The sequence below is a fragment of the Streptomyces luteolifulvus genome, assembly GCF_008806595.1.
GTDB classification, from domain to species: Bacteria; Actinomycetota; Actinomycetes; order Streptomycetales; family Streptomycetaceae; genus Streptomyces; species Streptomyces luteolifulvus.
In genome coordinates this window covers 33866-60255 of record NZ_VZRB01000024.1, presented here as the reverse complement: position 1 = coordinate 60255, position 26390 = coordinate 33866, and the positions used below count along the sequence as shown (strand labels likewise).

The following is a 26390-nucleotide window of genomic DNA, read 5'->3' as shown; positions in this document are numbered from 1 at the left end:
AGCCCCTTCGAACTGCGGAGAGGTGGCCTCAAAACGGGCAGCCGCTGCCCGCCATGTGGGCGTATCGACGAGCTGCGGGTCGAACTCTGTTCGCCGGGGCCTTGCTGGCCCCGGCCGTGTCAGTCCAGTACGTACGTGATGACCAGGAACAACTCCTCCACGGCGTCCGGTGCGAGAGAACGGAAATCGGCCGCTCCCGTTTCCTTCAGCTTCAGCGTCCAGGCCCCGAGGCCGATCTCGTTCCCGGTGAGGTCCTTCACTCCTCGGTGCAGCCCCTGGTAGTACGGGTCGGGGCCGACCGCGAGCAGATCGGCGGGGGTGGTGCCGAGCGGGGAGAGCATCGCCTGGAAGGTGTCGGCGGACTCCTTGGCCCGGGTGACGATCTCGACGCGGGTGACCTTCTTGTCCTCGAAGGCGCGGGTGAAGTGCGGAAGCCGCTCGGCGATGTCGTCGAGCACGATCTGCTGGTCGTCCGCCGGGCTCACGGGGTGCAGGAACCGGTACCAGGCGTCCGGGTACTCCCGCCGCAGGTCGATCACCCGGTACAGGCCGCGCCGGGACTCGGCGAGCGCCGCCTCGTTCAGGGCCTGCCTCAGTTCCTCGACGACCTTGGCGCGCAGCACCGCCCCGCCCTCACGGGCGGTGTACCGCAGATGCAGAACGACGTCCGAGATGGACTCGAAGTCGAACTGCGGCAGGTCCTTGTTCAGCCGCACATGCCAGGAGCTGACCGCGCCCGCCCCCTCGAACGGCAAATACCGCTCGTCGCGGAAGCTCAGCTCGAACAGCCCCTGGTCGTCCTGGGCGCTGCTGGTGGCGATGGACTGCACGGCACCCACCTCGTCGCGGAAGCGGGGGTCGTCGGACACGAGGTCCCGTGCGTACTTGCCGGCGAGGAGGGTGGACTCCTTGCGCAGCCGGTTGCTGGTCAGGGTGAGCGTGCAGGCGATGGTGGTCGCGGGTCCGGTGACGCACGGGACGGTGAGCCCGACGGTCTTGATCCGGCGGAAGTACTGGCCTGGGTAGTCCATGTCGAAGACCGACTCGGGGATGTCGATGAAGCATTCGCCGTTCCGGCGCAGCCTGAGCAGCGCCACCGGGTCGAGCTGGGCGAGTGAGATGTGCTTGGTCAGCTCGTACTCGCGCCGGTTCTGCTCGTAGTACGCCGCCTCCAGGCGCTTGAGGTCGTGCGTCAGGCGCTCACCGGACAGCAGGCCCTTGCGCAGGCTGTCCCAGGAGCCGGAGCGGATGTAGTCGGAGTCGCCGAGGCCCAGTTCGTGGCGGAAGCAGCGTTCCGAGCGGCGGGCGAGGTCGAAGGCGAGCCGGTGGCTCTGGAAGTAGATCGTGGACAGCTGGGCCACCGTCCAGTCGTACAGCTCCCGGTCGGTGAACTTGCCGCGCAGGAACTCGTCCTCCTTGTCGGCGTTCTCGATCCGCTTGTCCTGCTCCTCCAGTTCGCGTTCGGCGATCCGGATCCGGATGTTCGCGGCGGCGATCTGCTGGTCGGACTGCCGGATCTCCTGCTCGGCCAGGGCGAATTGCAGTTCCCACTCCTGGGCGCGGCGCTCGTAGGAGCCGATGGTGGCGGTCATCCCGGCCCCCATCTGTGCCACGTTGGCCGCGCCCTTCAGGGCCTCGGCCGCCTTGCCGAGCGCGCTGGCTGCCTGTTCGCCGCCGATCGAGAAGGTGGCGTGGGGTGAGCCGCCGAAGCCGGAGACACCGGCGGAGATGTTGGGGATGAAGGCCATCGGGGAGGCGAGCAGATTGAGGACCGTACCCGCGGTCTCGGCCGCCATGGCCCCGATGGTGAGTCCGAGCCAGGTCTTCTCCCAGCCGTTCCAGCCGTCGTCCAGCAGCTTCCGGTAGTGATCGCGGCGCACCTCGGCGACCCTGCGTGCCTCTTGCAGGCTCTCCCTGCTGCGGGTCTCCTCGTCGATCCGGTCGGCCCTGATCTGCCGGGTGTGGACGAGCAGCCGCCGTTCGTGCGAGGAGCGCAGCAGGGCGAGCGCCTCGGCGTCCCTCTTCTCCAGGGCCGCGAGCATGGCCGCGCCCAGTGCCCTGACGTCGTCGCAGACGGCCTGGGCGCGCTGGATCATGAAGGAGAAGCGGTACAGGGGCAGCGGGGCGTTCAGATCGGTGAGGCCCGCCCCGAGGCCGGCCCCGGCGGCGGTGGCGCTGATCAGCGCGCCCGGGTCCAGCGGCGGCTCGAACAGCGGCAGCGTGCGCTCCACGCCCTGGAGGTTCATGCAGTGGCGGATCTTGAACAGCCGGTCCTCGACGGTGTCCCACAGGCCGAGCAGCTTGTCGTTGGTGGGGACGCAGAAGTACAGGGTGTCCAGGTGCGGCAGTTCGGGTCCCTCCTCGTCGCCCTCGATGCCGCCCGCGTCCGTGTCCGCCAGCAGATTCTCGATGTCGACGAGCGCGTTGCCGAAGTCGTCGATGTGCTCGGTCTGCAGCTGGTAGTACGTCCGGGCGGGCTCGGCGTCGCGCTTCGGCACGCTCCGGGGCCGCGGCCCGAGGACCGACGAGGCGAGGATGTAGAGCTGGGTGGCCTCGTTGACGGTTTCGATGGTGTCCTGGCCGAACAGCTGGTCGGCCCATGCGATCAGGGTCTGGACGTACTTGATCAGCACGTTCTTCTGGTACGCGACGGTCCGCATCCGGGCGATCAGATGCGGGTTGAACGGGTTGTTGCGCCACTCGGCGACCTGGGCGCGCAGTTCGGTGTCGCCCTCGGCGATCGCCCGCATGATGTTCTCGATCCGCTGGGCGTGGTACTGCGCGGTCGTGGTCTCGTAGAACTTCTTGGTGATCCAGAACTTCTGCTGCGGGGTGTCCGGGTCGGCCGTGGTGGTGTCGGTGCTGGTGGGGTCGAAGATGTAGTGGAACCAGTCAAGGGCCTCCTCGAAGCGCTGGTTGGCGGCGAGCTTCTGGGCGAGCAGGAGCGGGGCGTGGAAGAACAGCTCCCAGTTGTACGGGGCGTACGCGCCGGTGTAGCTGAAGTCCACGTCCTCGATGGGCCAGGGCGGCGGAACGTAGAACGCGACGGGCTGGTACTCGGCGAAGTCGAAGCGCGTGGGGGCGCCGGGCACGCTCTGGGGGGCGATCTGGATGCGCCGGTTGAGGATGCCCTTGACCCCGCGTGCGTTGAGCTCCTTCACGAACAGGTCGATGAAGGGGTGGTAGTGGATGTCGTAGCGGACCTGCGCGAAGGTCCACCGGATGGGGAAGAAGCCGAACCACCAGAACCACCACGACCACTGGCTGAACGTCATGAAGTAGGTGTGGCGCGAGTCCCACAGGAAGGAGGCCCCGGAGGCGGGGAAGTGCTGGGCGGTCGAGTCGAGCACCGAGTGGGTCGCGCCCGCCTCGATGTTCCCGGCGAGCCACAGCGACACGGCCTGCGAGTGCGCCGGGAAGGTGTGCGGTTTGACGGTGTCCTCGAACAGTGAGTTGTACGAGAAGTACAGCGCGCGGCTGTCGTGCTGGATCAGCCCGTCCCGGAACCGGCTCTCCGCCGGCGAGATCAGGTGCTCGTAGCTGATTCCCGTGGTGCCGAGGATGGTGGTGGGTCCCGTCCGGTCGAAGGCGGGTCCGCTGATCAGCGCGTCACGTCCGGGATCACGGCTGGTGTAGAGCTGGGTGCGGATGCCGTGGGGCAAAGAGCGGGCCCTCAGGGCGATGTGGTGGGGATTGTTCCCGCCGGTGTCCCACTGGTCGACGACGGCTGCCTGGTCGGACAGCACCTTCGGCGTCCACTTTCCCTTCTTCAGCTCGCTGCGGAACATCCGGATCTCCCAGTGGCGGTCCGGATGCGGGAGCAGCGCCGTGGAGTTCTCGCGCGGCGTGGACATCGAGCCTCTGGTGCTGGCCTTCTCCAGGAACTGGGGCCACATCAGTTGGAGCCTGCGCTGGTGGACGGCGGCGAGGAGATGGTTGGAGCCGATCTCCAGATCCACCTTCTCCCACGGGGTCCAGCGCCCGTTGTTCACCCGCCGCCGGTAGTAGTACTCGGCGCCCTTGCTGGAGCGGGTGCGTCCGAAGACGTGGAGATAGGTCTCGTCCGGGCCGACGACCTCGGTGAGCTGGGCCCTGATCTCCAGGTTGGCGACCTTGTCGAGGTTTTCGACATAGGTGCGGAAGGCGTCCTCGGCGCTCTCGGCGGTGACCTCGTTCTGCATCAGCTCCTGTTCCAGCTCCCGGAAGAAGGGGGATTTCTCGTCCCGCAATTCCGGCTCCAGCCAGTTCTCCGGGTAGAGGAAGACCTTCCGGTTGGCCTCCCAGACCCGGTAGCGCTTCATCCAGGTCCACTGCTTCCAGCGCGGGTCCAGTTCGGCGGAGGCCGTGATGTCGGGCTCCAGATTGAGCAGGCAGCGCTGGACGAACAGCTGGGCGGAGGCGGCGCCCTGCTTGAGCCGGGAGGTGAGCATGCACGGGCTCATCTCCACATCGATCAGGAAGTGGTGGTACAGCCCGGCGGCGTCGCTCCAGTGCTGTCCGAGCGCGGGGGCCGGATGGGCGACCAGCCAGTCGACGAGCGCCCGGCGCTTGCGCTCCCGGAACACGTCCTGGAGGGGCCGGATCACGTCCTGCCACTGGGCGAGGTCGTACTTGGCCTTCACGGTCTGCTTGAGGCTCTCCGCCTCCGCGTCGCCGGGTTCGACGACCGCCCATGACAGGGCCCGCGCCGCGCCGACACCGAGCCGGCGCAGCACCGCGGCACAGTCGGCGAGCCGCAGCAGCTGCGCGGGGTCGGCGAGGTGCTGCTTGACCTCGTCGATGCCCGCGTCGGGATCGAGCCAGCCGAAGGCGGCGGCGAGGGCGGCGATGTCGTCCGCGGGCCAGCCGGTGAGCGCGGCGAGGTCGGCCAGGCCGTCGGCCGAGGGCACGGCGGGGTCGAGGACCCGGGAGGCGAATTCCAGGGCGGTGAGGTCGGACGGTGGCAGCGCGGCCCGCCAGGTGAAGAACCGCTGGAGCGCGAGCCACTGCGCCATCGGCACCGGGTCGGAGGCGGTGTCCACGGGGAAGTCGCCCGGGTGCATCCACCCCACTCCGCTCGCGTTGCCCGGTGCGAGCCACCAGGCGACATCGACGGCCGTCATCCGCAGCTTCCCGGTCACCACGGCGTCCTTGTGCAGCAGACGCAGCGCCCGGAACGCCGCCGGGAAGTCACTCTCCACCGGGCTGAAGCGATACGTGCCGTCCGGCAGCCGCTCAAGGAGCCGTGGGTCGGCGATGTCGGCGAGCAGGGTCCCGCTCGCCCCCGGCAGCCGCAGCCCTTCGAGCAGCAGGGTCGCGGAGGGCACGTCGAGGCGCAGCAGATCGGCGGTCTGCTGGCAGACGAACGCCTCGCGCCGGGTGGTGAGTAGGAACGTCTCCAGCGCGGGCTGCAGATACGCGAAGCGCGTGTCGACGGCCTGCTGGCGCTGCGGCGGTGTGAGCCCCGCGGGCAGCGGCGCGAAGCGGGCTCTGGCCTCGGCGAGGTCGATTACACCGGTGAAGTACCTGTCGATCAGGGCGCCGAGCTGTGCCGCCTCGCCCTTCCAGGAACCGTCGACGACGGCCAGCGCGCTGGCCTGGTCCGCGTCGGCGGCGAGCGCGGGCAGCTGCCCGAGCCGGGCCTTCACATACGCCTCGGCCGTCTCCTCGTCCTGGATCCGCACCTCGTCGGTGATCTTCTCCAGGCCGGTGCGCAGCGCGGTGAGGAAGGCGGTGACCGCCTTGCTCTCCAGTGCCGTGGCGGAGTTCGGGGTGAACCTGTGGGCCAGCAGGTGATCGAGTTCGGCGACGGAGAAGGCGGAGCCTGCCACCAGGTCGGCGAGGTCCGCGAAGTCGAGCATGGCCGCGTGGCCGGAAAACGGAGTGTCGTCCCAGAGCCGTACGGCCTTGAGGAACTGGTCCACCGTCAGCCGCAACGCCTTCGCTGCGAGGGCGATCCGGTGGATCCGGTTCAGCACCCTCAGGTTCAGGGCGTCGTCCGGGGCCAGTGCGAGGTCGTCGAGGATCAGCCCGAGATCGGCCTCCTTGATCCGGAACGCGGCGAGGATACCGGGCACCCGGTCGCCGATGGTGCCGGTGATGTCGTCGGGATCGGCGGGGAAGTCCGCCACGGCGTCGACGAGCCGGTTGCGGAACAGCCGCTGGTACTGCGTCTGGACGACGGGCGCGCCGGAGGTGTTCCAGTCCCGGTACAGGGTGTGTTCGATGCCGCGGAAGAGGCTGCGTACCTCGATCCAGCCCAGGTTGAGGCGGGTGCGCAGCCGCAGGAACCCGGCCAGCTCCCGCAGCGCCCGGTCGTTGATGGTCCCCGAGGGGGCGCCGGGGGCGGCGGTGTTGTCGATGACCGGCAGCAGCAGGTCCAGCTCCGTCATCGTCCAGTCCTGCCGCCGCCACAGCCTCACGAACCGGTGGATCCGGTCCAGTGCGTCGGCGTCGAGCCCGGTGAGGGTGAAGGTGGAGATGTCGCACTCGACCGTGCCGCCCTCGGCCCCGTCGGCCACCTGCAGTTCGCCGTCCGGGTTGACGAAGCCCGTCTCCAGCAGCTGGAGCAGGCCGTTGTACGACAGCCCTGTGCGGTGGAGCAGGACCGGCACGTGGCCGAGCACCTCGATCCAGGTGCCGGTGAAGCGGCGGGCAGGATCGTCCGGATCGGGGATGTCGTTGCCCGTCTCGGCGAGTCCGTAGAACTCCCAGGGCTGCCGGCCCGGCAGCCGTCCCGTGACGATCAGCCGTGCCGTCTCGGTCAGGCCCAGCCAGGCGCAGGCGAGCTGGGTCTCGGTGGGCAGGGTCGTGCCGGTAGGCCCCGGCCTGCGCAGCAGTTCAAGGAGCCGGGGCCTCGGGACCCCGAGATGGTCGAGATACGTTCCGGTCTGCAGATGCGCCAGGTCGAAGGGCAGGCTCAGCGGGAAGACCTCGCCGCGCAGCCTGTCGTACGCCTTCTGGTTGGTGTGTTCGGGATTGGCGCGCAGTTCGGCGGCGGAGGCGAGGGTCTGGCGGGAGACCAGCAGCCGTAGTTCCTCGCCGCCTTCGACCGGATGACGGGAGATTGTGTACGCGTGGGCCGTGTCCCTGACCGTCCACCAGCCGCGGCTGTCGGGGGCCTGGACCCGGGCGTCGGCGGCCACGGACACGCCCTTGGCGGCCAGTTCGTCGCGCAGCGCGGTGGAGATCTGCCCCTCGGCGAGTTCCCCCGCGACCGAGGGGTCGAGCAGGACCGGCTCGGGCGGCGAAACCACGTCCTCCAGAACCTCGTTGACAAGGTCGATGTACGGCAGCACGGTGTCGGTGTTCTCGCAGCTCAGCTCCAGCGCGCCGAGGTCCGGACGACGTTCGAGCAGGACGTCGCGCACGGACTTGCCGGCGTTCGGGCCGGTCCCCTGGGTGCCGCGCTGTCCCAGGAAGCGCAGTACGTCGACGAAATACGCGGCGGGGCTGTGGACCGAACGGCACGGGGAGCATTCGCAGTAGTCGAGCGAACCGAACAGGGTCCGCAGATTGGGCAGGGCACGGATCCTGGCCTGGGCCTCGGCGTCCGGGCTCTGGTCGGGCAGGGCGAAGGGGGTGGGCCCGCCGAAGGCGAGGTTGTAGTCGCCGTAGAGAGCGAGGGACTGGGCGTACGTGTTCTCTGCGCGCCGGTAGAGGCGGGTGGCCTCGGTCTGCGCGAGGGTGGCGGCTCCGGCGTCCTCCGCGACCGCCGCGCGGCCGGTGGCCGTACGCCTGCTCGCCGCGCGCGCGGCGAGCAGGCCCCGGCGCCCTGCCTCCGCTCCGGTCATCGCGTCGACGAACTGCCCGCGTCCGAGGAAATAGACGGCCTGCGCCGAGTCGAGGCCACGGTCCCGCAGTCCGGTCACCGAGTCATAGGTCGGACCGAGCTTGAACACACGCTGCACCGACTTCAGATCTGTGACCAGGGCCTCGGGGTCCTCGATCCCTTCCAGGGCGCCAGGGTTGGCGTCGAGGTAGTGGTCGACCCGGACACGGTCCAGCTCGAAGGCCGGATTGTGGTCGAGGAAGTGCACCAGCTGCTGGTCCCCGGCGGCGGCTCTCGCTCCCCGGGCGCGGAGCTGGACGGACCGGTCGAGCTTCCCGGTGAACGACGCGGTGGGAAAGGCCCGCTCGAACTGTCGGTCCAGGGTGTCCGCGTACGCCTGCCGCTTCTCCTCGGGCGTGTCGCCCTCGGTGTCCGGAGGTACGCCGATGGGCTCGCCACCGCTGCCCGGCTCCTGGAGCCGCGCGTCCCAGTCGTCGGCGGTCATGCGCGCGAGCGTCCGCTGGAACTCGGTCCGCTCGCCGGTGAAGTCGTCCGCGAGTGCGCTCACCAGCGGGACATGGTTGCGGGTCAGCCCGCCGAGCTCCAGCGAGAGCCGCACCCGCGGAACGGTGGCCGACGGAATCACCTCGTCCTCGGTGATCTTGTTCCAGAAGTCGTCGGGCGAGCCGGAGAAGGAGGAGAAGGCGTCCAGGAACGCGGTCTTGTGGGCGGCGGCGTCCGGGGTGAGATCGAGCAGGTCCCCGACGGTGCCCTGGCCCTCTCCGAGGACGGTGTCCCCCGTGTAGCGCAGCCTGATCCTGCCCAGTGTTTCCAGGACGGAGGGGATCTGTGCCTCGACGCGCAGGGGCACGAGATTGTCCGCCAGGGCCTTCTCCAGCAGCGCCTTCTGGGTCTCCTGCGCCAGCTCGGCGAGCGCCCGGAGGGTGCGGTCCTCCAGCTGGGCCATGCGCTGGGGATCCTTGATGTCCTCCAGCACCGACTCGCTGAAGACCGAGGGCTGCCCCTGCCGGAGAAAGGCGTAGCACGCCTCGGCGGACAGGGGCACCTGCTCGCGGGCGGTCTTGACGGCGAGCCGGTGCGCCCCGACCCAGACGCCGATGGCGAGAGGGGTGCGGCCGGTCTCCCCGGCGAGGAAGGTGATGTCCTGGAAGCGGTCGTCCTCGCGGAGGTCGACGGGTGCGAGGTCTTCGAGCAGCGGCAGGATTTCGCCGCTGATGACGTCCCACTCGGAGGGGCCCTGGTAGTCGCGGGCCCCGAGGGTGAGGTTCCACTCCAGCTCGTCGGGAGCGTTGAAGCGGACGGGGGTGCGCAGCAGTTCACGCCGGTCGGGGTCGAGGACCCGCAGGACGAGATCGGCTTTGTCCTTCTCGGCCCGCCGGAACTGGGCGGCGCTGTAGCGGATGTCGTAGGAGCCGTCGCGCAGTTGGGCGCTGCCGAGCCTCTCCTCACTGCGGAGGTCGCGGTCGTACGCCTCGACGCTGCCGTCGCGGAGGAGTTCACCGGCGGAGTCACGGACCTGGCCGTGGACGCGCAGGGGCTGGTTGCCACCACCGGGTTCCCCGCCCCCTCCACCGGGCTCGCCGTCGACGGTCAGATCGATGACGGTTTCGCGCTCCAGGCGCGTGAAGGGGCTTTCGCCGCGCTGCTGCCCGGACTGGAAGACCCGGATGCGTGCGAAGAACTCGCTCTCCCCGCCGTCGTGACCCCCGCCGCTGTGACCTGCGGCGCCGTGGTCGCCAAGGCCCTGCAGTGTGATCTCGTACCGCCCGTCCGCGTCGGTGACGGCGGGCTCGCCGGCTTCACGCTCCTGCGCGGAGTTGCCGCTCTTGATGAAGACCTGGACGGTGAGGCCGGGGAAGGGCTGTCCCGAGACGCGGATGATGCGCCCGCGGACGGTGAACCTGGGGGTGGGGGTCGCGTCGTCGCTCATCGGCGTGCGTCCTTTCGTATGCGCGATGTCCGCTGCAGTTGGCATGAGGCGTCAGGGCGGCGATCCGGTCACAACAGCCAGCGGGCGAGGTGGAACAGGCCCACGGCGACGGCGGCGATCGCGCCGGCCGCGAGCACCAACGGCGCCCCGAAGATGACTCCGGCCGCGATGGCGAGACCGGCGGCCACGCCCACGGCTCCGGCGATGGCTCCTGCGGTGTCACCGGCCCGGTAGGCGCGCACTCCGGACACTCCGGAGGCCACGGCGATGCCGACGCCACCGAGAACCAGTCCGGCACTCATGGCGCTGACGCCCGCGACGGTCGCACCGGACGAGCCGAGGGCGTACAGCTCCAGTCCGCCTCCAGCCGTGCTGAGGGCATCGCCCGTGCCCATGGCCCAGTCGCCGCGCTCCCAGTCCTGGTAGAGCGAATAGGCGGACAGGCCGGTGCCAAGGACGGACAGCCCGGTACCCGCGCGGCCCCAGTTGCCGGGCAGTCCGCGGACGTGTTCCGGCGGAAGGGCGTTGGCGGGGATCCGGCGCCCACGCGCGGGCTGGGTGGCCGTTGCGATCTCGGCTGCCTCCGCGGCGCTCACATCGGTGCGCGTGACAATGACCGCCTGCGGCCGACGGGTACCCGCCGTCCCGGGGTTGGCCGCGATGTGCGCGGCGGCGTCCCGGGTTGCGGACCGGGCGATATTGCCCATCTTCCCGCCGCTGTCGACCGACTTGATCTGCTGCACGGCGGTGTCGGTGATGCGGTCGATGCCCGCGGTGTTGTCCCGCCACGGCACGCCGAGCATCCATTCCAGGATGCGGCCACGCTGGGTGCCCCGCACGCCGGTGCCGGGAAACTCGTAGTCCCAGATGAACCGTTCGGCTGCCGGAGCGGCTTGGGCAGCCGCCGATCCGGTGACGCCGATCGCAGGCTCCGGCTCACCCGCGGCGGGAGGCGGCGGGGGCGGCGCCGTTGCAGGCTGAGGCGTTGGCCCCGGGCTCGCGGACGGCTCGGTGCCGCCGCCGACGTCCGCGGGCGGAGGCGCCGGTGCCGGTCCCCCGCCCGCCGCGCGGGGCCGATGTGCACGGGGGCGTGTCGACGCTGCCCGCCCGCGTCCGGGGCCCGAGCCGGCTCCGCCCGACCCGGACGATCCGCCTCCCGGCGCCCTCGCCGGAGGCCGCGGCAGGCTGCCGGGAGCCAGGATCGACGGGTCGATCCTGCCCTCCCTCACGGCGGCGAAGCATCCGCCGGGTTCCAGGTCCATGGGGATGAACCCGCCCTGCCCCAGCACGAGCATGCAGCTGTGGTCGTCCATGCCGTCCGGGTCCACCCGCGTACTCGGCGCATTGCTGCAGTACGCGTACAGGTTGAGCCCGGACACGAAGCCCGCCGGGTCCGGACTCGCCCACCTCCCCAGCCACGGCACGTAATAGCGCGCCCCGACGTAGTACAGCCCCGTCTCCTCGTCCCGCTCCTTCCCGGCGAACCGGTACCTCTTCAGGCTCAGGTCCGCGTCCGCCCTCCCGCTGCGGTACGCGGTCGTGCCGTACGGGTGGTACTCCTCGTACGACAGCACCCGTCCGGCCTCGTCCGTCTCCAGCGTCGCCGAGCCCAGGTGGTTGCCGTACTGGTAGCGCAGCAGCGGCACTCCCAGCGGGTTGGCCGGATCGATGCCGCGGTCGTCGCGGAGCTTCACGTCCGCCTGGGCCACGCGGCCGGTGTCGTCCGACAGGTGGAGCGTGTGGCGTTCGAAGTGACGCGTGCCGCCCTGGCTGCGGCGCTGGATCTCCAGCGGGCCCAGGTACAGCCGCTCGATCGTCTCCCCGCCCGGGCGCTCGATCACCTTGCGGGTGCGCTGTCCGTCGGCCCCGTAGCGGTAGTACGCCCGTCCGCCGCCGCCGAGTTCGGCGCGGGTGAGCCGGTCGAAGACGTCCCACGCGAGTTCGCCGGGGGTCGAGGTGGCCAGGCGGGTGATGTTGCCCCAGCTGTCGTGGTCGTAGGTCGCGGTGTAGGGGCCGGCCTCGGGGTCGCCGGGGCGGCTCGTGGCGCGCAGCCGGTTGGTGAGGTCCGTTGGGTCGTCCTCGTGGGCGTACCGGTAGCGGCGGGTCCACAGGTCGGTGGCCGCGCGGTGGCGCAGGCGCTTCAGATTGCCGAGCAGGTCGTACTCGTACAGTTCGGTGTACGTGCGGACCGCGCCCGCGTCATTGGGGTGCGGCAGCTGCCCGACCGCGGCCAGGTCACCGCTGTCCCGGACGGTGTCGTTGGCGCCGCCCGCGTGTTCCCGCCCGGTGGCACGCACCAGCTGGTACAGGGCGTCGTACGTGTAGCGGGTGACCGGTTCGACGACTTGATTGGCGAAGAAGTGGGTCTGCTGCGCGCCGTCCCGGACCTCGGTGATGTTGCCGACGGGGTCGTGGGTGAAACGCAGGTCCTGCAGCGGTGCGCCGGTCGCTCCGGTGGTGAGCCGGATCAGACGCAGGGTGTCGGGGTCGTAGCCGTACCGCGTATGAAGCCCGTTGCCGAAACGTGCCGACTGCCGCCGCCCGAGAGCGTCGTACGCCTGCTCCGCGAGGTAGGTGACCGGCGTGCCCTGTCCCCGGATGCGGGCCGACACGGAGGCCGCCCGCCCGGATTCGTCGTACACGGGGACGATCTCGGTGCCGTCGGGGAGCGTGAGACGGACGGTACGGCCCAGCGCGTCGTGTGCCGAGGCGGCGGTGTACGGCTCCGTGGTATCGAGCAGTGGCGCGGCGGCGGCCTGCATCGCCGCGTACGTGGCCGCCTGCGTGATCGCGGTCCAGTCCGGCGGGGCCGTGTGGTCACGGGTGAACAGCCGTTCCACCTCAACGGGGTTGCCCTTGAAGTCGGCGCGGAGCACCCGCACACAGCCGTCGCCGTCGAAGACCTGGTGCGGCGCACCCAGCAGATTGCGTGCGGCCGCTTCAGGGTGCCGGTCGCCGTGCACGACATGCTGGAAGGCTCGCTCGGTCCCGCCGGGTGGGCGGACGAAACCGCTGACGGGGCGCCGCAGTTCGTCGTACGCAGCCCGAAAAGCGCGGCCGTGTTCGTCCCACATCTTCACCAGCGCGCCGCTGACATCGGTGAAGGTCCAGCGGCGCCCGCGTTCCGCGCTGCTCGCGAGCACCGGCTGCCCGGCCATGCCGGTGAAGCCGTAGGCGACCTCCCGGCCCAGCTGGTCGTACAGGCGAGAGTGGCGGCCCGTCAGATCGGTCTCGGAGCGTACGGCGGCCGTGACTCCGCCGCCGTACGAGGACACGGAGAGCACCGGCCGCCCGAGGCTGTCGAGATGGGTGGCCGCTGGGGTACCGGCGTGCTGGGCGGCGAGCCACGCGGCCCGTCGCTCCGGGTCGTTCAGCGGCTCCGGCTCGGTGGCGGGATCGGGCCGCCCGTGCCGCTCGTACCAACGGCTCTCGCGGACCGTGTCATTGGGGTCGTGCAGGAGGCTCGACCACTGCCCGTACTCGGTGCGGGTGAAGGTGCCGTCGGGCAGGTCGGTGCGGATGGCCCGGCCGAGCGGGTCGTAGGTGTGGATCGCGGTGGAGCCGATGGTGGCCATCGCCTCCTCCGGGTCGTACGCGGAGGTGAGGCTGAAGTAGGGCTCGTAACTCTTCACCGGCAGGCCCTTGTTGTTGACGACGGTCCGTCCGCTGCCGATCCAGCGGGGGTCGGCGTGGACCGTGCCGGGGCTGCCGTCGGGGAGGACGACGGGCGCCTCGCCAGGAGCTGTGCGGGACTTGGTGAGCGCCACGGCTCCGCCGCCGTCGAGATGGGCGTACGACTCGCGCAGCCGCGCGCCCGGGCCGTGCTGCTCCTTGGCGAGGATGCGGATGCGGTTGGGAATGCCGTGCTGGGTCCAGTTGAAGAGTTCGTACTCCAGCCGGGTCGTGGGGTCGGCGAGTGTGTCGCCTTCGCCCGCGCCCTCCTTGCCGAGGAGCGCGGTCGCGACGACGGCGCCCAGTTCGTCGAACTCGGTGGCGCTGCGGTTGCCGTTGGGGTCGGTGAGCTCCCAGGGGCCGAGTACGCGGTAGTCGTTGCGGACGGTGGTGGTGTCCCAGGGTGCCTGGACGGTTCTGACCCGTTCGGGCAGCAGGTCGTAGCGGTCGTGGTCGGCGACGGTCTCGATCCCGAAGGGGTCGCGGACTCCGACCGGCCGGTAGAAGCGGGCCGCCGGGTCGCCCGGGGGGTGGACGGCGGTGCCGGACGGGATCCACCAGTTGTCGTCGCCGTCGAGGTGCACATAGCCGGCGGCCGTGAAGTCGGCGTCGGTCAGCTCCCCCGCGTAGTGGGCGGCGACGACGGCGGGGGTGAGGGCGAGCCGGTAGCTCTCGTACGGGAGGCCGAGCGAGTCCCACCGGCCGAGCGCAAGCGGCGCGAGCGCGTTGTCGCGGAACAGCGTGCGGCTCTGCGCCAGCAGACGCTTCCGCACGGCTCCGGGGTCGGCTTCGGCCTCGTATCCGATGGCGCCGGCCCGGTCGACACCGGCGCGCAGTTCCTCGATCGTGAAGGCGGCGCCGCCGGGTGCCAGTCCGGTGATCTCGTATCCGCGGCTCTCGCAGACCTGGCCGATGCGGTGCGCCGGGACGGGCGTGACGATGTCAAGGTCGGGGGTGTAGTCGCTCTCGGCGCAGGTGATGTACCAGCGCCGCTGGTCACGGGCCACCTCTGCGGGGAGCGCGGGATCGGCCACCTGCCGTCCGTGGACGACGGCCGCGTCGCGCAGCACCCGGCCGTGCGGCCCGCGTTCGAGGACCAGGGTGTGCTCGGTCCGCGGGTCGGAGGGATCACGGTCGTACTGCAAGGTCATCGACTCGCGGGCCGTGACCAGAAAGACCGGCCGCCGGGTGCCTTCACGCGCCTGGAGCAGGTCCACGGTGTAGGTGTTCTCGGAGACGGTGTACGGGTGTTCCTGGTCGGGTGATCCGTCGAAGCTGTAGACCTCGCTGCGGATCGGGAGCCCTTTCAACGCCCTGGCGCAGTCCCGCAGTTCTCCGGCATCGAGACCGGCCGGCAGCTCGGGCCCGGGCAGACGCCGCTCACCCAGATAGAACTCGCCCGTCATCCGCTCCAGCAGGCCGGCGGCTGCGCGCCGGTCGGGGTGAGCTCCCGTGTGGAACCAGGTGCGGATGGTGACCGGCGGCTGGAACAGTTCGGCGGCGGGCTCCTGGGCGCCCCCCTCCCGCGCCACCGCGGCCGCGTATCCCTCGTACGCCTCGCTGTCGTGCTGCTCGACCATGCCGAAGCCGCAGAACTCCCGCTCGACGCCGTCGTAATGGCCGTGGTGGTAGGCGTACCGGGTGGTGAAGCGGGTGCGCCGGACCCGGTCGCGGTACTCGACCCGCTCGACGACATGGACGGGGAACGGCAGCCGGGTGAGCCAGGGCCGTCCGGCCCGCCGGTCGGCGAGGTGGAACGCGGTGGAGGACGCGTAGCTGATCCGGGTCTCCGCGCCCATGTTGTTGACGCAGCCGGTCAGCAGGTGCGGTTTGGTGCCGCCCATGAGGTCGATGTAGCGCAGCGGGTCGTCGGCGTCGGCCGGCAGGAGGGACGACCAGACCAGGCAGGCGGTGCCGTTGCCGAGCAGGTCGGCTGTGCTGACCTGGGCCGGGTGGCCGAGGTGGGGCAGGTCGGGCAGCTGCATCGCGGGGCCGAAGCCGTTGCCCGACTGGTTGAACCAGAGCCGTACGCCGTCCGGCGCGATGTAAAGCAGGTCGACGGTGCCGGAGCCATCGAGGTCCGCGAGCCGCAGCCGCTGCGGGTCGAAGGCGTCGGGCGCATCGAAGTGCGGGGCCCCGCTCATGACGACGGGTGCGCCGAAGCGGCCGTATCCCTGGTTGGGCCAGTAGCGGACCTCTCCGTTGCGTACGCGGACGAGGTCGGTGAGGCCGTCGCCGGTCATGTCGGCGAGGAAGAGGGTCTGGGTGCGGTCGCCGAGCAGCGGGCGCGCTCCGCGGCCCTCCTCGTCGGGGTGGGGGGCTCCCTGCGGGGCCCCGAACCCCTGCGCGCCGAGGGCCGGGTACCAGACGACTTCGGTGTCCTGGCAGGTCAGCAGGTCCGCGAGGCCGTCTCCGGTGAGGTCGAGAAGTCGGCTGCCCGCGCCCGCGAGGTCGGTGTGCGGGACGGACGCGAAGGGTGTGAAGGTGTCCCAGCCTTCGGCGTCGGCGGTGCGCTCGTAGAAGCCCTGCGGTTCGGCGCCGAGTCGGACGAGGTCGATCCGGCCGTCGCCGTCGAGGTCGGTGAGCTGGTGCAGCGGCGCGGCGGCGCCGACGGGCGCGGCGGGCTGCCGGCTCAGGCGCCGCAGCGGTCCGAGCCGTCCGCCGCCGAGACTGGGCTTGTAGTACCAGGCGCCACCGTGGGAGCTGAGGACTCCGGACAGTCCCTCACCGTCCAGGTCCACCCAGGTGTGCAGGGTGTCGTGGAGTCCGGCGGGCAGGTTCTCGCGGCTGCCGGCGTCCAGCCGCCGGACCTCGGAGCTGATGGTGGGCGTGGCGTACGAGAAGGAGAGCGGCGGCAGCGAGCGGGTGGTGTATCCAGGGCCGTCGGTACGTCTGCGGTGGCCGGTGGAAGCCACCGTTGCGAGCAGGGACACCACCGGATGGCCGAGGCGGGCGTCGCCGGGCACGCCCTGCGTATCGGGGGTGTCGCGGTAGCCGAAGGTGGTACTGGCGACCAGGCAGTCGCGGCCGACGCCGGGCTCTTCGGGGAAGTGATGGAACATCAGCACCCGCTGGCAGAGCCGGTAGGTGCGCACTTCGAACGCGGGACGGTGGGTGGAGAAGGGGTCCGCGCGGCACAGCCAGGGCCGGGTCGGCTCCGGTGTGGGAGTCGAAGGTTCATGGTCGCCGTAGTCGAGGACGAGCTCGAACATCCAGCCCGCGTCGAGCAGTGCCACCGGGCTGACATCGACGGGGCGGCGGCCCTGCTGGTCGAGCAGCGGGACCTGGTTGCCGTAGCGGACGCTCTTGAGATACCGGGCCGCCCGGCGGGAGGGGGCGTCCGCGCCCCCGCGCCCCTGCTCATGTGGGGCCGTCAGGTCCACGCCGTCGGAGTCCTCCGGCCGGTAGCGGTACTGGACGGCGTTGCCGCGGTCGTCACGGGTCTCGCAGAGCAGCCAGCTGAAGACACGGCGGGGGTCGGCGGAGTCGACGATCCGCGAGGCGTCGTCCCGCCCGTACACGCTCAGGACATTGTCCGCGGACAGCACGCGCCAGTGCACGTCCCCGTCGGCGCCGCGGGTCCAGCGCTCGATCCGGGTGGTGTCGGAGTCGGTCCGGGGCCGGTAGCGGCGTACGAGATGGCCGGCGATCTCCCGCTCGCCGCCCGCCGCGGCGGGCACGGGTACGAGATCGTCCGCCCCGGAGAGGGCGAAGGTGTCGGAGTCCTCGGCGTCCCGGTAGCGCGGCAGTCCGGTCTCGGTGCGGCGGCTGACGGCGGGCAGGGAGAGATGCCAGCCGAGCCCGAAGGGCCCGTTCCCGGAACCCGAGTCGTAGGTGAGGGCCAGGGAAGGCGTCAATTCCCGGGCGGGACTGACCGGAAGCGGCACGGACATCCGGCCGGTGCCGCTGACCGGGTCGGTGGTGAACTTCTCGCCGATTGCCCGGATGGCGCCGCCGCCTTTGGGAAGAGCGACGGAAGGGGGGGACAGTTGTCCGCTGTTCGCGGAGGGGTTCGCGGAGGGGGCGGACATTCGCTCGCCGTTGGTACCCGATCGCGCCTCTCCGGGCACACCCCTGATCACGTCCATGAAACCCCCCGTTTCCGCGCCGTTTCCGCGCCCGGCACCGCGCACGGCCGTAACTGGCCGGATGCGTCGTGCGGTGCTCGGGATGCCAGGATGAGGTGTGCCTCATGGGCGACGTAAGGCGAATTTCGGATATCTTGAAAGGAGCGGGAAGGAACGCGAAAGGCGCTTAGGCGAACTGACGTATGCCATACGCTCACACGAAAGGGGCCGGAATCGACGGCGGCAGGTCGATTCATCGGCGAATCGCCGGGGAATTCTTTACCTTTCACCGCGCATTACCGTGCACCCTTCGAACACCATGCGGATTACCGCCGGTACGCGGCGAGTTGATCCCACACAGAGGAGCCTTACGGTAGTGACGCATTCGCGCTGGTCGCGACGTGACGCTCGGGAAGGTCGGGGATCCGGCTGGCGCAGGCCCTCGCACTGACAGGAGGCAAGTCGCTCGATGACCAACCACGCGGCAGGGTCTCCCGGGGCGTCGGCGTCGGCGTCGGCGTCCACCAGGATCAGGCCGGCCTGTCCGTCCCAGTCGTCCGGTCGGTCGCGACCGGGGTCGTAGCAGTCGGACATCACGCAGCCAGGCCCGAGCACGCGTCCGGCCACGCGCACCAGGCGCTGCGCGTCGACCTCGCCCGGCTCGGTGACGTGCCAGCGCCCGAACTGGCCGGGCCGCCAGGTCAGGAGCATGGGACGGTCAAGCTGGACGGCGGTCTGGCCGAGGGTGACGACATACCCATCGAGGCGGGCCGCGGCGGCACGGAACAGGCGGGGCAGGTGGGGCCATGGGGGGTGCGGTGCACCCACGACGATGGACAGCAGGTCCTAGCTCAGATTCCGCTCAGATGTAATGACGGTGGTCATGCAGGTCATTACTGTCCTCCGCAACCGAGTAGAAACAGAGCCATCGTGCGATGACCGAAGTATCAGTGGCCAGGGTGACGATCGCTCGCGGCGAGGTCGTCGTGGTGACCGGGCCCCCCGGGTCCGGGAAGACCACCTTGTGCCGCACATCAACCGCCTGGAGACGATTACTCCGGCATTTCTTCCAGTTCTTCAACCTGTCCGCGCACAAGATCGTGCTCGAAAACGTGATGCTGGGCCAGATCAAGGTCCACGGGACTGACAGGAAGAAGGCGAACGAGAAGGCCCACGCCCTGGTCGACCAGGTCGGCGTTGCACCCAGGCCGACGAAGTCCCCGCTCAGCCGTTCATGGCCGAGGGTCGCATCGTCGATGCAGCGCCGCCCCCATCAGCTCTTCAGCAACCCGCGCAGCGAGCGCGCCAACGACTACCTGTCGATGCTTCTGCCCCACTGACGCCCCGTCGCACCCGCGAGTACGGCGTTGTCCCGCAACACGCCATTTCCTGATCATATGAAGGCAATTCACCATGAAGCTTCTCAACGTCTCCGGCGCGGCCGCGGCTACGCTCTTCCTCTCCCTGACCACAACGGCCTGTGCAGGCGGTGACGACAAGGACGACGTCGGCAGCGGCGGCGGCACCATCAAGATCGGCATCAAGTACGACCAGCCCGGCCTCAGCCTGAAGAAGCCCAATGGCTCCTTTGCCGGCTTCGATGTGGACGTCGCCACCTACATAGCCAAAGAGCTCGGCTACCAGCCGGACCAGATCGAGTTCGTCGAGACCAAGAGCGCTGACCGTGAGAGCGCCCTCTCGCGCGGCGACGTGCAGTTCATCGCCGCCACCTACTCGATCACCGACGAGCGCAAGCAGAGGGTCGCCTTCGCCGGCCCGTACCTGCTGGCCCACCAGGACGTGCTGTTGAGAGCGGACTCGGACATCAGCGAGGGAACAGACCTCAACGGCAAGAACCTGTGCTCAGTGACGGGCTCGACCTCGGCCCAGAACGTCAAGAACAAGATCGCTCCGAAGGCTCACCTCAAGGAGTACAGCTCCTACTCGGAGTGCATCGCGGGCCTGCAGAGCGGCGCCGTGGACGCAGTGACCACCGACGACTCGATCCTCGCCGGCTTCGCCGCCCAGAAGCAGTACAAGGACCAGTTCAAGCTCGCCGGACTCCAACTGAGCAACGAGAACTACGGCATCGGCGTGAAGAAGGGCGACAGCCGAACCGTCGACAAGATCAATAAGGCTCTCGAGAAGATGGTCAGAGACGGCTCCTGGGGCGGGGCCGTGATACGCCATTTCGGCCGGGCCCACTACCACTTTGAGCTCGCCCCGAAGATCGGCGACATCAAGAGCTGAGGCAACGGTCGGAGGGCGCTCCCCTGGCCCACACCGGGCAATTGCCCGACGAGACGCAGCGACCTGCGCCAGCATCAGGTTTTGCAAGGGAGGGACGATCGTTCTTCGGCTCACTTTCCCTGGCAGAACTTGGTTCTGGGCCGCCCGGCCCGGGCACACCGCGAGGCGCGTCGGCACCCCGCGGCGCAGAGCATCACGGGCAAGGGATGCGGCAACGCGAACGGAGGAGGCAGGGCGCGGAGCACACCGGACCGACTGCCGCACCCCGCAGCGCGTGAGCACGCCCAGCACGCGACCCAGCCAACGCGGAACGGCCGACCGGGCACGCGGCCAGGCAGCACGGCACGCGAAGCGCAACATGCCAGACCCACTGGACCTGGGCGCACGCGCTCCACGTCGCGTTTTTCGAACGGCACTCCCGCGTCGGGCCATATGCCAAAGTGCGGTGGGACGCCCTCGCAACCGACGGGTGGACCATGGGGGCGTGGTCGGTGTACGCGGGGCTGCTGTCGTTTCGGACGCGTGGGCTCAGCTGGGTAGCGACCCGCCTGCCGTCGCCGCGCTGGACCGGGCGCTCGGCGGGGCGCCAAACATCGCGACGGGCAGGATCCGTTGACGGGCTCGTGCGGATCGCCGACGCCCGGGGCAGCGTTCCGGCGCTCGGCCGCTGCGCGCGTGCAGGGCATCGGGCGACACCTGGGCCTCGCGGACGGCCGCGCCGAGATCCTCCCTGGCCTCCTCACCCCGGCGTGGCGTGGACGCCGGATCGCCCCGACGGCGATCCGGCTACCCCTGACCCCGCTCCGCAGGAGTCCGATTCCTCCCCGGCCTGAAGACCAGGGCATCCTCGGAGGCGGCCGATGACGTACAGCAGTTGCCGGCCCGCCCGGCCCTATCTTCGGGGCCAGGACTGCAGCAAGACCCACTGGTGGACGCTGGAGCGGATCCAGCCGGTCGGCCGGAGAGGATGAGGCCTTGTCCCCGGGCTGTGAACCGCAGGGTACGGCAACGAGGACACCAGCGCCGCTCCGTCACCACCGGACGTGAACAGGGGGGCGGTCGTTTTGAAAGGCCGCTAATACGCGCGACCCGGGTTGAGGATGCCCTCCGGGTCGAAGACGGCCTTGATGCCGGTCATCAGCTCCCTCTCGGTGGGACCGAGTTGTGCGTCGAGGTAGGGCGTCTTGAGCGAGCCCACGCCGTGCTCGCCGGTGATCGTGCCGCCGAGTGCGAGCGCGGCGGCCACGATGTCGTCGAACGCCGCACCAGCACGTTCAGCAGCGTCACGGTCTGCGGCGTCGTAGACGATGGTCGGATGCAAGTTGCCGTCGGCGGCGTGGCCGAAGGTGCCGACCAGCACGCCGTGGTGGGCAGCAGTGCGCTCGATCGCGGCAAGCAATCGGGGAAGGTCCTGGACCGCGACGCCGACGTCGTCGAGCAGCGTGGTGCCCAGTCTCTCCAGCGCCGGGTACACCGTTCGTCTGGCCTGCATGAACATCTCGCCTTCCGTCGGGTCGGCGGTGTGCAGCACCTCGATGGCACCGCCGGCTTCTGCCAGCCTGGCGAAGGTGGCCGCCTCCTGACCGGCGGACGGCCCGTCGCACTGGACGAGCACGAGCGCCCCGGCCGACTCGTCCAACCCCATCCGCGTCAGGCGATTGACCGCGCGAATGCAGGTGCGGTCCATGAGCTCCACCGCTGCCGGGTCGGCGACCTCCGCGATCTGCAGCACGGTGTCGACCGCTTGCTGGGGCGTCGGGAACGCGGCCACTGCGGTCGCGGTGGCCGTCGGGAACGGTCGCAGTCGCACAGTGGCGTCCACAATCACCGCGAGGGTGCCTTCGGAGCCGACGAGGAGCCGGGTGAGGTCGAGCCCGGTGACGTTCTTGCGGGTCGGCGGACCGGTACGGATCACGCGGCCATCGGGGAGTACGGCCGTCAGCGCGGCGACATGGTCGGCGGTGACCCCGTACTTGGCACAGCACATGCCGCCTGCGTTGGTTGCCAGGTTGCCTCCGATGGTGGAGATCGCCTTGCTGCCCGGGTCCGGCGGATACCACAGGCCGTGCTCGCGGGCGCGGGCGTCGAGATCGCCGGTGACGACGCCGGGCTCGACGGTTGCCGTCCGGCCAGCCACGTCAAGGGCCAGGATCCGGTCCATCGCGGCGAGGGAGAGTACGACGCAGCCGTCGATCGCATTGGCCGCGCCGGCCAACCCGGTGCCGGCCCCCCGGGTCACCACCGGGACGCGATGGTCGCCGGCTGTGCGCAGTGTGGCGATCACGTCATCGGTTGAGCGGGCCCGTACCACCGCCGCCGGGTGCCCCGCGGGAGCCAACAGGCACTGGTCACGACGGTAGGCCTCCATCGCACCCCGGTCGGTGACCACCCGGCCCGGAAGCGCGGCGGCGAGGGCGGCGGAGACGTCGCCTACAACCTCGGTCATGGTGTCTCCGGCTCGTAGAAATCGCGGACGTGAGCCACGACCAGCTCGGCGGCACGGTCGGACTCGCCTGCGTCCAGCGCGTCGACGATCGCCTGGTGTTCGGCCAGCAGACGCGCGAGCACCGTGCCCCGATCGGCCACCGCGTCGAGCGCGTCGAGCAGGTAGCCGGCGATGCAGTCGCGCAGCACGCCGATGACGAACCCCAGCGCCTGATTACCGCCGGCGTAGGCGAGTTGCACGTGGAAGTCCACGTCAGCGGCGTGGAACGTGTGGATGTCGGTGTTCTCCACCGCTGCCGCCATGGTCACCAGGCAGGACCGCACCGCATCGGGCACGGAGGTGGTCTTCCGTATCGCCTCCGCCTCCAGCAGCATGCGCAGCGCCACCAGGTCGCCCAGCGGGATCGCGCCGACCTGCAACGCGGTGCTCAGCGCCAGGCCCGCCGCGCCCGCCGTGCGGTCGTGGGTGACGCGCGGACGCGCGGTGGAGACGGTATCCGCTCCGCTGATCAAACCGTGGGCCTGCAGCACCCGGAGCGCTTCGCGGATGGTGGACCGCCCGACACCGAAGGACTGGGCGAGTTCGGTCTCCGTGGGCAGCTCGGTCTCGGCGGGGAAGGTGCCGTCGAGGATGGCTGCCCGCAGTCGCTGAGCCACGTCCAGACTCAGGGGCACGCGCGATACCGGCGAGATCGTCATGCGGCACACGATAGCTTCTTGTCTGTTTGTCGGACAAGCAGCTATCGTACGTCTCGCTGTGCCTCAGGACACAGAGGCCCCTCGCCTCAAAGACGCGGAAAACAGGTGGCGACATGACCGACAAGCTCGAGCTCGACCCGGCCAGGACCGCAATCGTGCTCATCGAGTACCAGAACGAGTTCACCAGCGACGGCGGCGTGCTGCACGGAGCAGTCGCCGACGTCATGCAGCGCACCGACATGCTTGCCAACACCGTCGCCGTGGTCGACACCGCCCGCGCTGCCGGAGTGTCGATCATGCACGCGCCCATCACGTTCGCGGAAGGCTACGGCGAGCTGACCCGACACCCCTACGGCATCCTCAAAGGCGTGGTGGACGGGAAGGCGTTCGTGAAGGGCACGTGGGGCGCGGCCATCGTCGACGAGCTGACTCCGGTGAACGGAGACATCGTCATCGAGGGCAAGCGCGGGCTCGACACCTTCGCCAGCACGAACCTCGATTTCATCCTTCGCAGCAAGGGCATCGACACGATCATCCTCGGCGGCTTCCTCACCAACTGCTGCGTGGAGTCGACCATGCGCACCGGCTACGAGCACGGCTTCCGGGTGATCACCCTGACCGACTGCGTCGCCGCCACCTCGCAGGAGGAGCACGACAATGCCATCTCCTACGACTTCCCCATGTTTTCGCTGCCGATGACCTCTGCAGACGTCATCGCCGCCCTGTAGTCCCGCCATCGGCGCCCCTGGCGCGACGACAGTTGACATCAACGGCGGAAAGCCCACCGCAGGGGTGATCAACGGCATTCTCGTGCGCCGACAGACGCCATCCCGCGGCGGGATCTGCGGCCCACCTGCCGCGCGCGGACCTCCTGTCGGGAGCCTGGATCGTCCCGCCCGGGGTCCGCGAGCAGCGGGCCGTGGTGCGTCATCGCACCGGTCGCTGCCCAGGTCGCCACCGATCTACCAGGGACGACACGTGCGGGGAGGAAGTCACGACCAGCCTGTTGCGTCGGCCGGCTGTGGCCCGGACGGCGATGCGCGACGGCGCAGCCCGGATGCTCGCGGACCGGCTCAGCCTGTCCGACCTGGGGCGGCGAAGCCGCGCTCGAGCTCACGTCGCCGGCCTGGCGCGTGTCCGGAGGGCTTGCCCCCTACACCGTTCCTTGAGTTCGTCAGTCGTTGAACGACCAGCCGAGCACGGCGTTCGCCGCGATCTGGCCGAGCGTGCCCGCACCGAACGAATACGCCCCGGTGGCCGTGACCCCGGACGCGGTGGAGGGGAACGCCCATACACCGCCGGCGGCGCCGTTCTCGTAGGGGGCGCCGGCGAACAGTTCCGTCTTGCCGTCACCGCTCACGTCTGCCAGCTTGACGGCGCGCCCGAACGCGTCGCCGGTTTCGGCGCTGCCCGGTACGCCGCCGGTGTTCTGCGTGAAGCTCCGGGCGCCCGTCACAGTCAGTCCGCCGGCACTGCCCTTCAGGACGGTCACCGAGCCCGCGTCCTTCGCGCTGCCCACGTCCTCCCGGCCGGCACCGATCGCGAGGTCAAGGTATCCGTCACCGTTGGCGTCGCCCAGGGAGACGCTGTCGCCGAAGCCGTCCATCTCCTCCGCCGAGCCCGGAACCCCGGGGGTGTCCTGGTGGATGAGCGTACGAGGGCTCGTGGTGTCCGGTCCGGTGGCGGTGCCGGCGACGACCTCGATACCGCCGCCGACATCGTTCACGTCCTCCGTGCCTCGCATGTCGTACTCGCTGGTGCGGCCGAGGACGATGTCGGCATATCCGTCCCGATCGATGTCCCCGACCGCCACGGACCGGCCGCCGTCCAGGGTCTTCCCGGACGGGTCCTTGAGCGTCCGCGCCTCCGACAGGCCGGCCGACGTGCCCTGCAGATACTGGACGAGTCGGGGGCCGTGGTAGGGAAGTTCCTCGCTGCCGTGCGAGATCAGGGCAACCAGGTCGGAGATGCCGTCACCGTTCACATCACCAGTGGCGAACTCCGGGCGCCCCCACAGCTCCTCCGCCGAGCCGCCCACCTCGACCGTCATCTCGTCCGTACGGGTCCATCCGCCGGTGCGGGACATCGGCCCGTACGAGACCGTGGTTCCCGTGGCCATGTCGAGGTGGCCGTCACCGTTGAAGTCGTCGACCGCGGCGGCTGCGCCGATGTGCTGATAGTTCGCCGTGCCCTTGATGACGGTGCCACCGGAGAGACCGTTGGCCCCGCCCCACAGCACGGTCAGGCTGCCCGCCCCATGGAGACTCCCGACGGACTCGCCCTGCGAGCCGACGACCAGATCCGTGTAGCCGTCGCCGTCGACGTCCCCGGAGGCCACCGTGGAGCCGAAGCGGTCGTCCTGTTCGGCGCTGCCCGGGATCCCGGTGCTGTTCTGGTGGAACACCTTCTTGTACAGGGTCTTCACTCCGGCCGCCGAGCCGTACGCCACGGCGACATACCCGGCCTGCCCCTCGCCGCTCACGGTTGCTCCGGGCGCGGCGACAGCCACGTCCGTGATGCCGTCGCCGTTGAAGTCGACCTTGTCCGGGGCGGCGTTCGCCACGGGGGACATAGGTGCCGCCTGCACGGCGGTCGCCGCCAGAGCCGATGTGGCCGTCATGGCCACGGCTACGGCCACCGTCGTACGAAGTGCGCGCTTGGGCACACGAACCTCCTGCTCAAAGGGATGCAAGCCGCTGAAGTGACGAGCCATCACATCCAGCTCACACACCACAAGAGACACGTGAACCAAACCGATGGTTGTACGAAAAGTCACCTGCCGTTCATGGAGACGCCCACCGCCGTGGGCGAGGATTCGGGCACCTCGGCGGCCATCGCCAAGGGCGCACCATCCGATTCCTTCCCTGCACGAAGCGAACGGCGTGTTCCGCTTGTCCGTACCATCCGTTAGGCAGGGCGCAGTGATGGCTTGTTCCAGCGCCGGGCGGGCACTGAGCTGGAGGGCCACCACACACCTTCACACGTCGGGCGGGAGACATGGCGCGGCCGAACGACCTGACCATGGTCTACCGCGCCCGCCGCCCCGAGGACCTGGCGCTGCGCCACGAGCCGGACGCGATAGCCGTGGCACGCGGCGCCCGGGCGCGCGGCCGGCAGCACGCCCAGCGGTTCCTGACCCGGAACGGTAGGAGTTCCCTGATCCAGAACGGCCGAAGGTTGATCTGGGCCGGCATGGGAGCGCGGGCCGTCGACGGCGTGAATGATCGGCCGCAACGTGGAGAGGGAGCGGCACTTCGCTGGCGTCCCCCGTAACCGCGAAGGGGGGCTGGGCGGGCAGGGTCTCGAACAGCGGGCGCATCGGGGTAATGCCCACACCTCCGGCCAGCAGCAACACCTTGCGCCTGCTGCGGCGAGCCGCCGTGAGCGCGCCGTAAGGGCCCTCCGACCACACCCGCCCTCGGCCGACCGACGGTCGCCCTTACTGCAAGCCGTAACCGGTGCACGTGAGGTGGACAGCTCGCACGCTGCCGGCCCCGAACAGCGCGAGGATCACGCCCTGGCCGAAGCCACTCCAATGGAAGATCCAACTTGTGTG

Annotated in this window: 9 protein-coding genes and 3 pseudogenes; 5 read left to right on the top strand and 7 right to left on the bottom strand. The window is 70.1% G+C overall.

Annotated features, from left to right (window positions below):
- Positions 1–119: 119 nt before the first annotated feature.
- The 3 genes from F7R91_RS28850 to F7R91_RS28840 form a co-directional block, all read right to left on the bottom strand.
- Positions 120–9701: a Tc toxin subunit A-related protein gene (locus F7R91_RS28850; RefSeq protein WP_150953189.1), complete on the bottom strand. Its 9582-nt coding sequence runs from the start codon at positions 9699–9701 to the stop codon at positions 120–122.
- Between the two features lie 68 nt (positions 9702–9769).
- Positions 9770–17404 (bottom strand): SpvB/TcaC N-terminal domain-containing protein, encoded by a 7635-nt coding sequence (locus tag F7R91_RS28845; protein ID WP_191971672.1) that lies wholly within the window; start codon positions 17402–17404, stop codon positions 9770–9772.
- A 315-nt stretch (positions 17405–17719) separates the two neighbouring features.
- Positions 17720–18151, bottom strand: coding sequence for a hypothetical protein (locus F7R91_RS28840; RefSeq protein WP_150953183.1), 432 nt, complete (start codon positions 18149–18151; stop codon positions 17720–17722).
- 248 nt (positions 18152–18399) lie between these two features.
- Here F7R91_RS28840 and F7R91_RS44365 point away from each other — a divergent pair.
- The 3 genes and pseudogenes from F7R91_RS44365 to F7R91_RS28830 form a co-directional block, all read left to right on the top strand.
- Positions 18400–18471: pseudogene (locus F7R91_RS44365) on the top strand (ATP-binding cassette domain-containing protein); the annotation flags it as partial.
- A gap of 36 nt (positions 18472–18507) precedes the next feature.
- Positions 18508–18668: pseudogene (locus F7R91_RS44360) on the top strand (amino acid ABC transporter ATP-binding protein); the annotation flags it as partial.
- 185 nt (positions 18669–18853) lie between these two features.
- A complete protein-coding gene (locus tag F7R91_RS28830; protein WP_150953177.1) occupies positions 18854–19690 on the top strand; it encodes a glutamate ABC transporter substrate-binding protein in 837 nt (278 codons plus the stop codon).
- Positions 19691–20765: 1075 nt separating this feature from the next.
- Here F7R91_RS28830 and F7R91_RS28820 read toward each other — a convergent pair.
- Positions 20766–22136, bottom strand: coding sequence for an FAD-binding oxidoreductase (locus F7R91_RS28820; protein ID WP_150953175.1), 1371 nt, complete (start codon positions 22134–22136; stop codon positions 20766–20768).
- Complete coding sequence (locus tag F7R91_RS28815; protein ID WP_150953173.1) at positions 22133–22834, bottom strand: FadR/GntR family transcriptional regulator; 702 nt, start codon at positions 22832–22834, stop codon at positions 22133–22135. Before F7R91_RS28815 ends, F7R91_RS28820 begins: the two co-directional genes overlap by 4 nt.
- A 113-nt stretch (positions 22835–22947) precedes the next feature.
- Between F7R91_RS28815 and F7R91_RS28810 the strand changes: the two genes are divergently transcribed.
- Positions 22948–23562 (top strand): cysteine hydrolase, encoded by a 615-nt coding sequence (locus F7R91_RS28810; protein WP_150953170.1) that lies wholly within the window; start codon positions 22948–22950, stop codon positions 23560–23562.
- A 446-nt stretch (positions 23563–24008) separates the two neighbouring features.
- On the opposite strand, the gene F7R91_RS28805 is transcribed toward F7R91_RS28810, so the two are convergent.
- On the bottom strand, positions 24009–25499 hold the full coding sequence (locus F7R91_RS28805) for an FG-GAP and VCBS repeat-containing protein (protein ID WP_191971671.1): 1491 nt from the start codon (positions 25497–25499) through the stop codon (positions 24009–24011).
- Positions 25500–25831: 332 nt separating this feature from the next.
- Here F7R91_RS28805 and F7R91_RS28800 point away from each other — a divergent pair, with 332 nt between their 5' ends.
- A complete protein-coding gene (locus tag F7R91_RS28800; protein ID WP_150953164.1) occupies positions 25832–26107 on the top strand; it encodes a hypothetical protein in 276 nt (91 codons plus the stop codon).
- A 19-nt stretch (positions 26108–26126) separates the two neighbouring features.
- Here F7R91_RS28800 and F7R91_RS28795 read toward each other — a convergent pair.
- Positions 26127–26249: pseudogene (locus F7R91_RS28795) on the bottom strand (ferric reductase); the annotation flags it as partial.
- Between the last annotated feature and the right edge of the window lie 141 nt (positions 26250–26390).

Coding starts and splice junctions, on each gene's coding strand:
- F7R91_RS28800 (WP_150953164.1), top strand. CDS start 25,832: ATGGCGCGGCCGAACGACCTGACCATGGTCTACCGCGCCCGCCGCCCC.
- F7R91_RS28830 (WP_150953177.1), top strand. CDS start 18,854: ATGAAGCTTCTCAACGTCTCCGGCGCGGCCGCGGCTACGCTCTTCCTC.
- F7R91_RS28850 (WP_150953189.1), bottom strand. CDS start 9,701: ATGAGCGACGACGCGACCCCCACCCCCAGGTTCACCGTCCGCGGGCGC.
- F7R91_RS28810 (WP_150953170.1), top strand. CDS start 22,948: ATGACCGACAAGCTCGAGCTCGACCCGGCCAGGACCGCAATCGTGCTC.
- F7R91_RS28820 (WP_150953175.1), bottom strand. CDS start 22,136: ATGACCGAGGTTGTAGGCGACGTCTCCGCCGCCCTCGCCGCCGCGCTT.
- F7R91_RS28845 (WP_191971672.1), bottom strand. CDS start 17,404: ATGTCCGCCCCCTCCGCGAACCCCTCCGCGAACAGCGGACAACTGTCC.
- F7R91_RS28840 (WP_150953183.1), bottom strand. CDS start 18,151: ATGCTCCTGACCTGGCGGCCCGGCCAGTTCGGGCGCTGGCACGTCACC.
- F7R91_RS28815 (WP_150953173.1), bottom strand. CDS start 22,834: ATGACGATCTCGCCGGTATCGCGCGTGCCCCTGAGTCTGGACGTGGCT.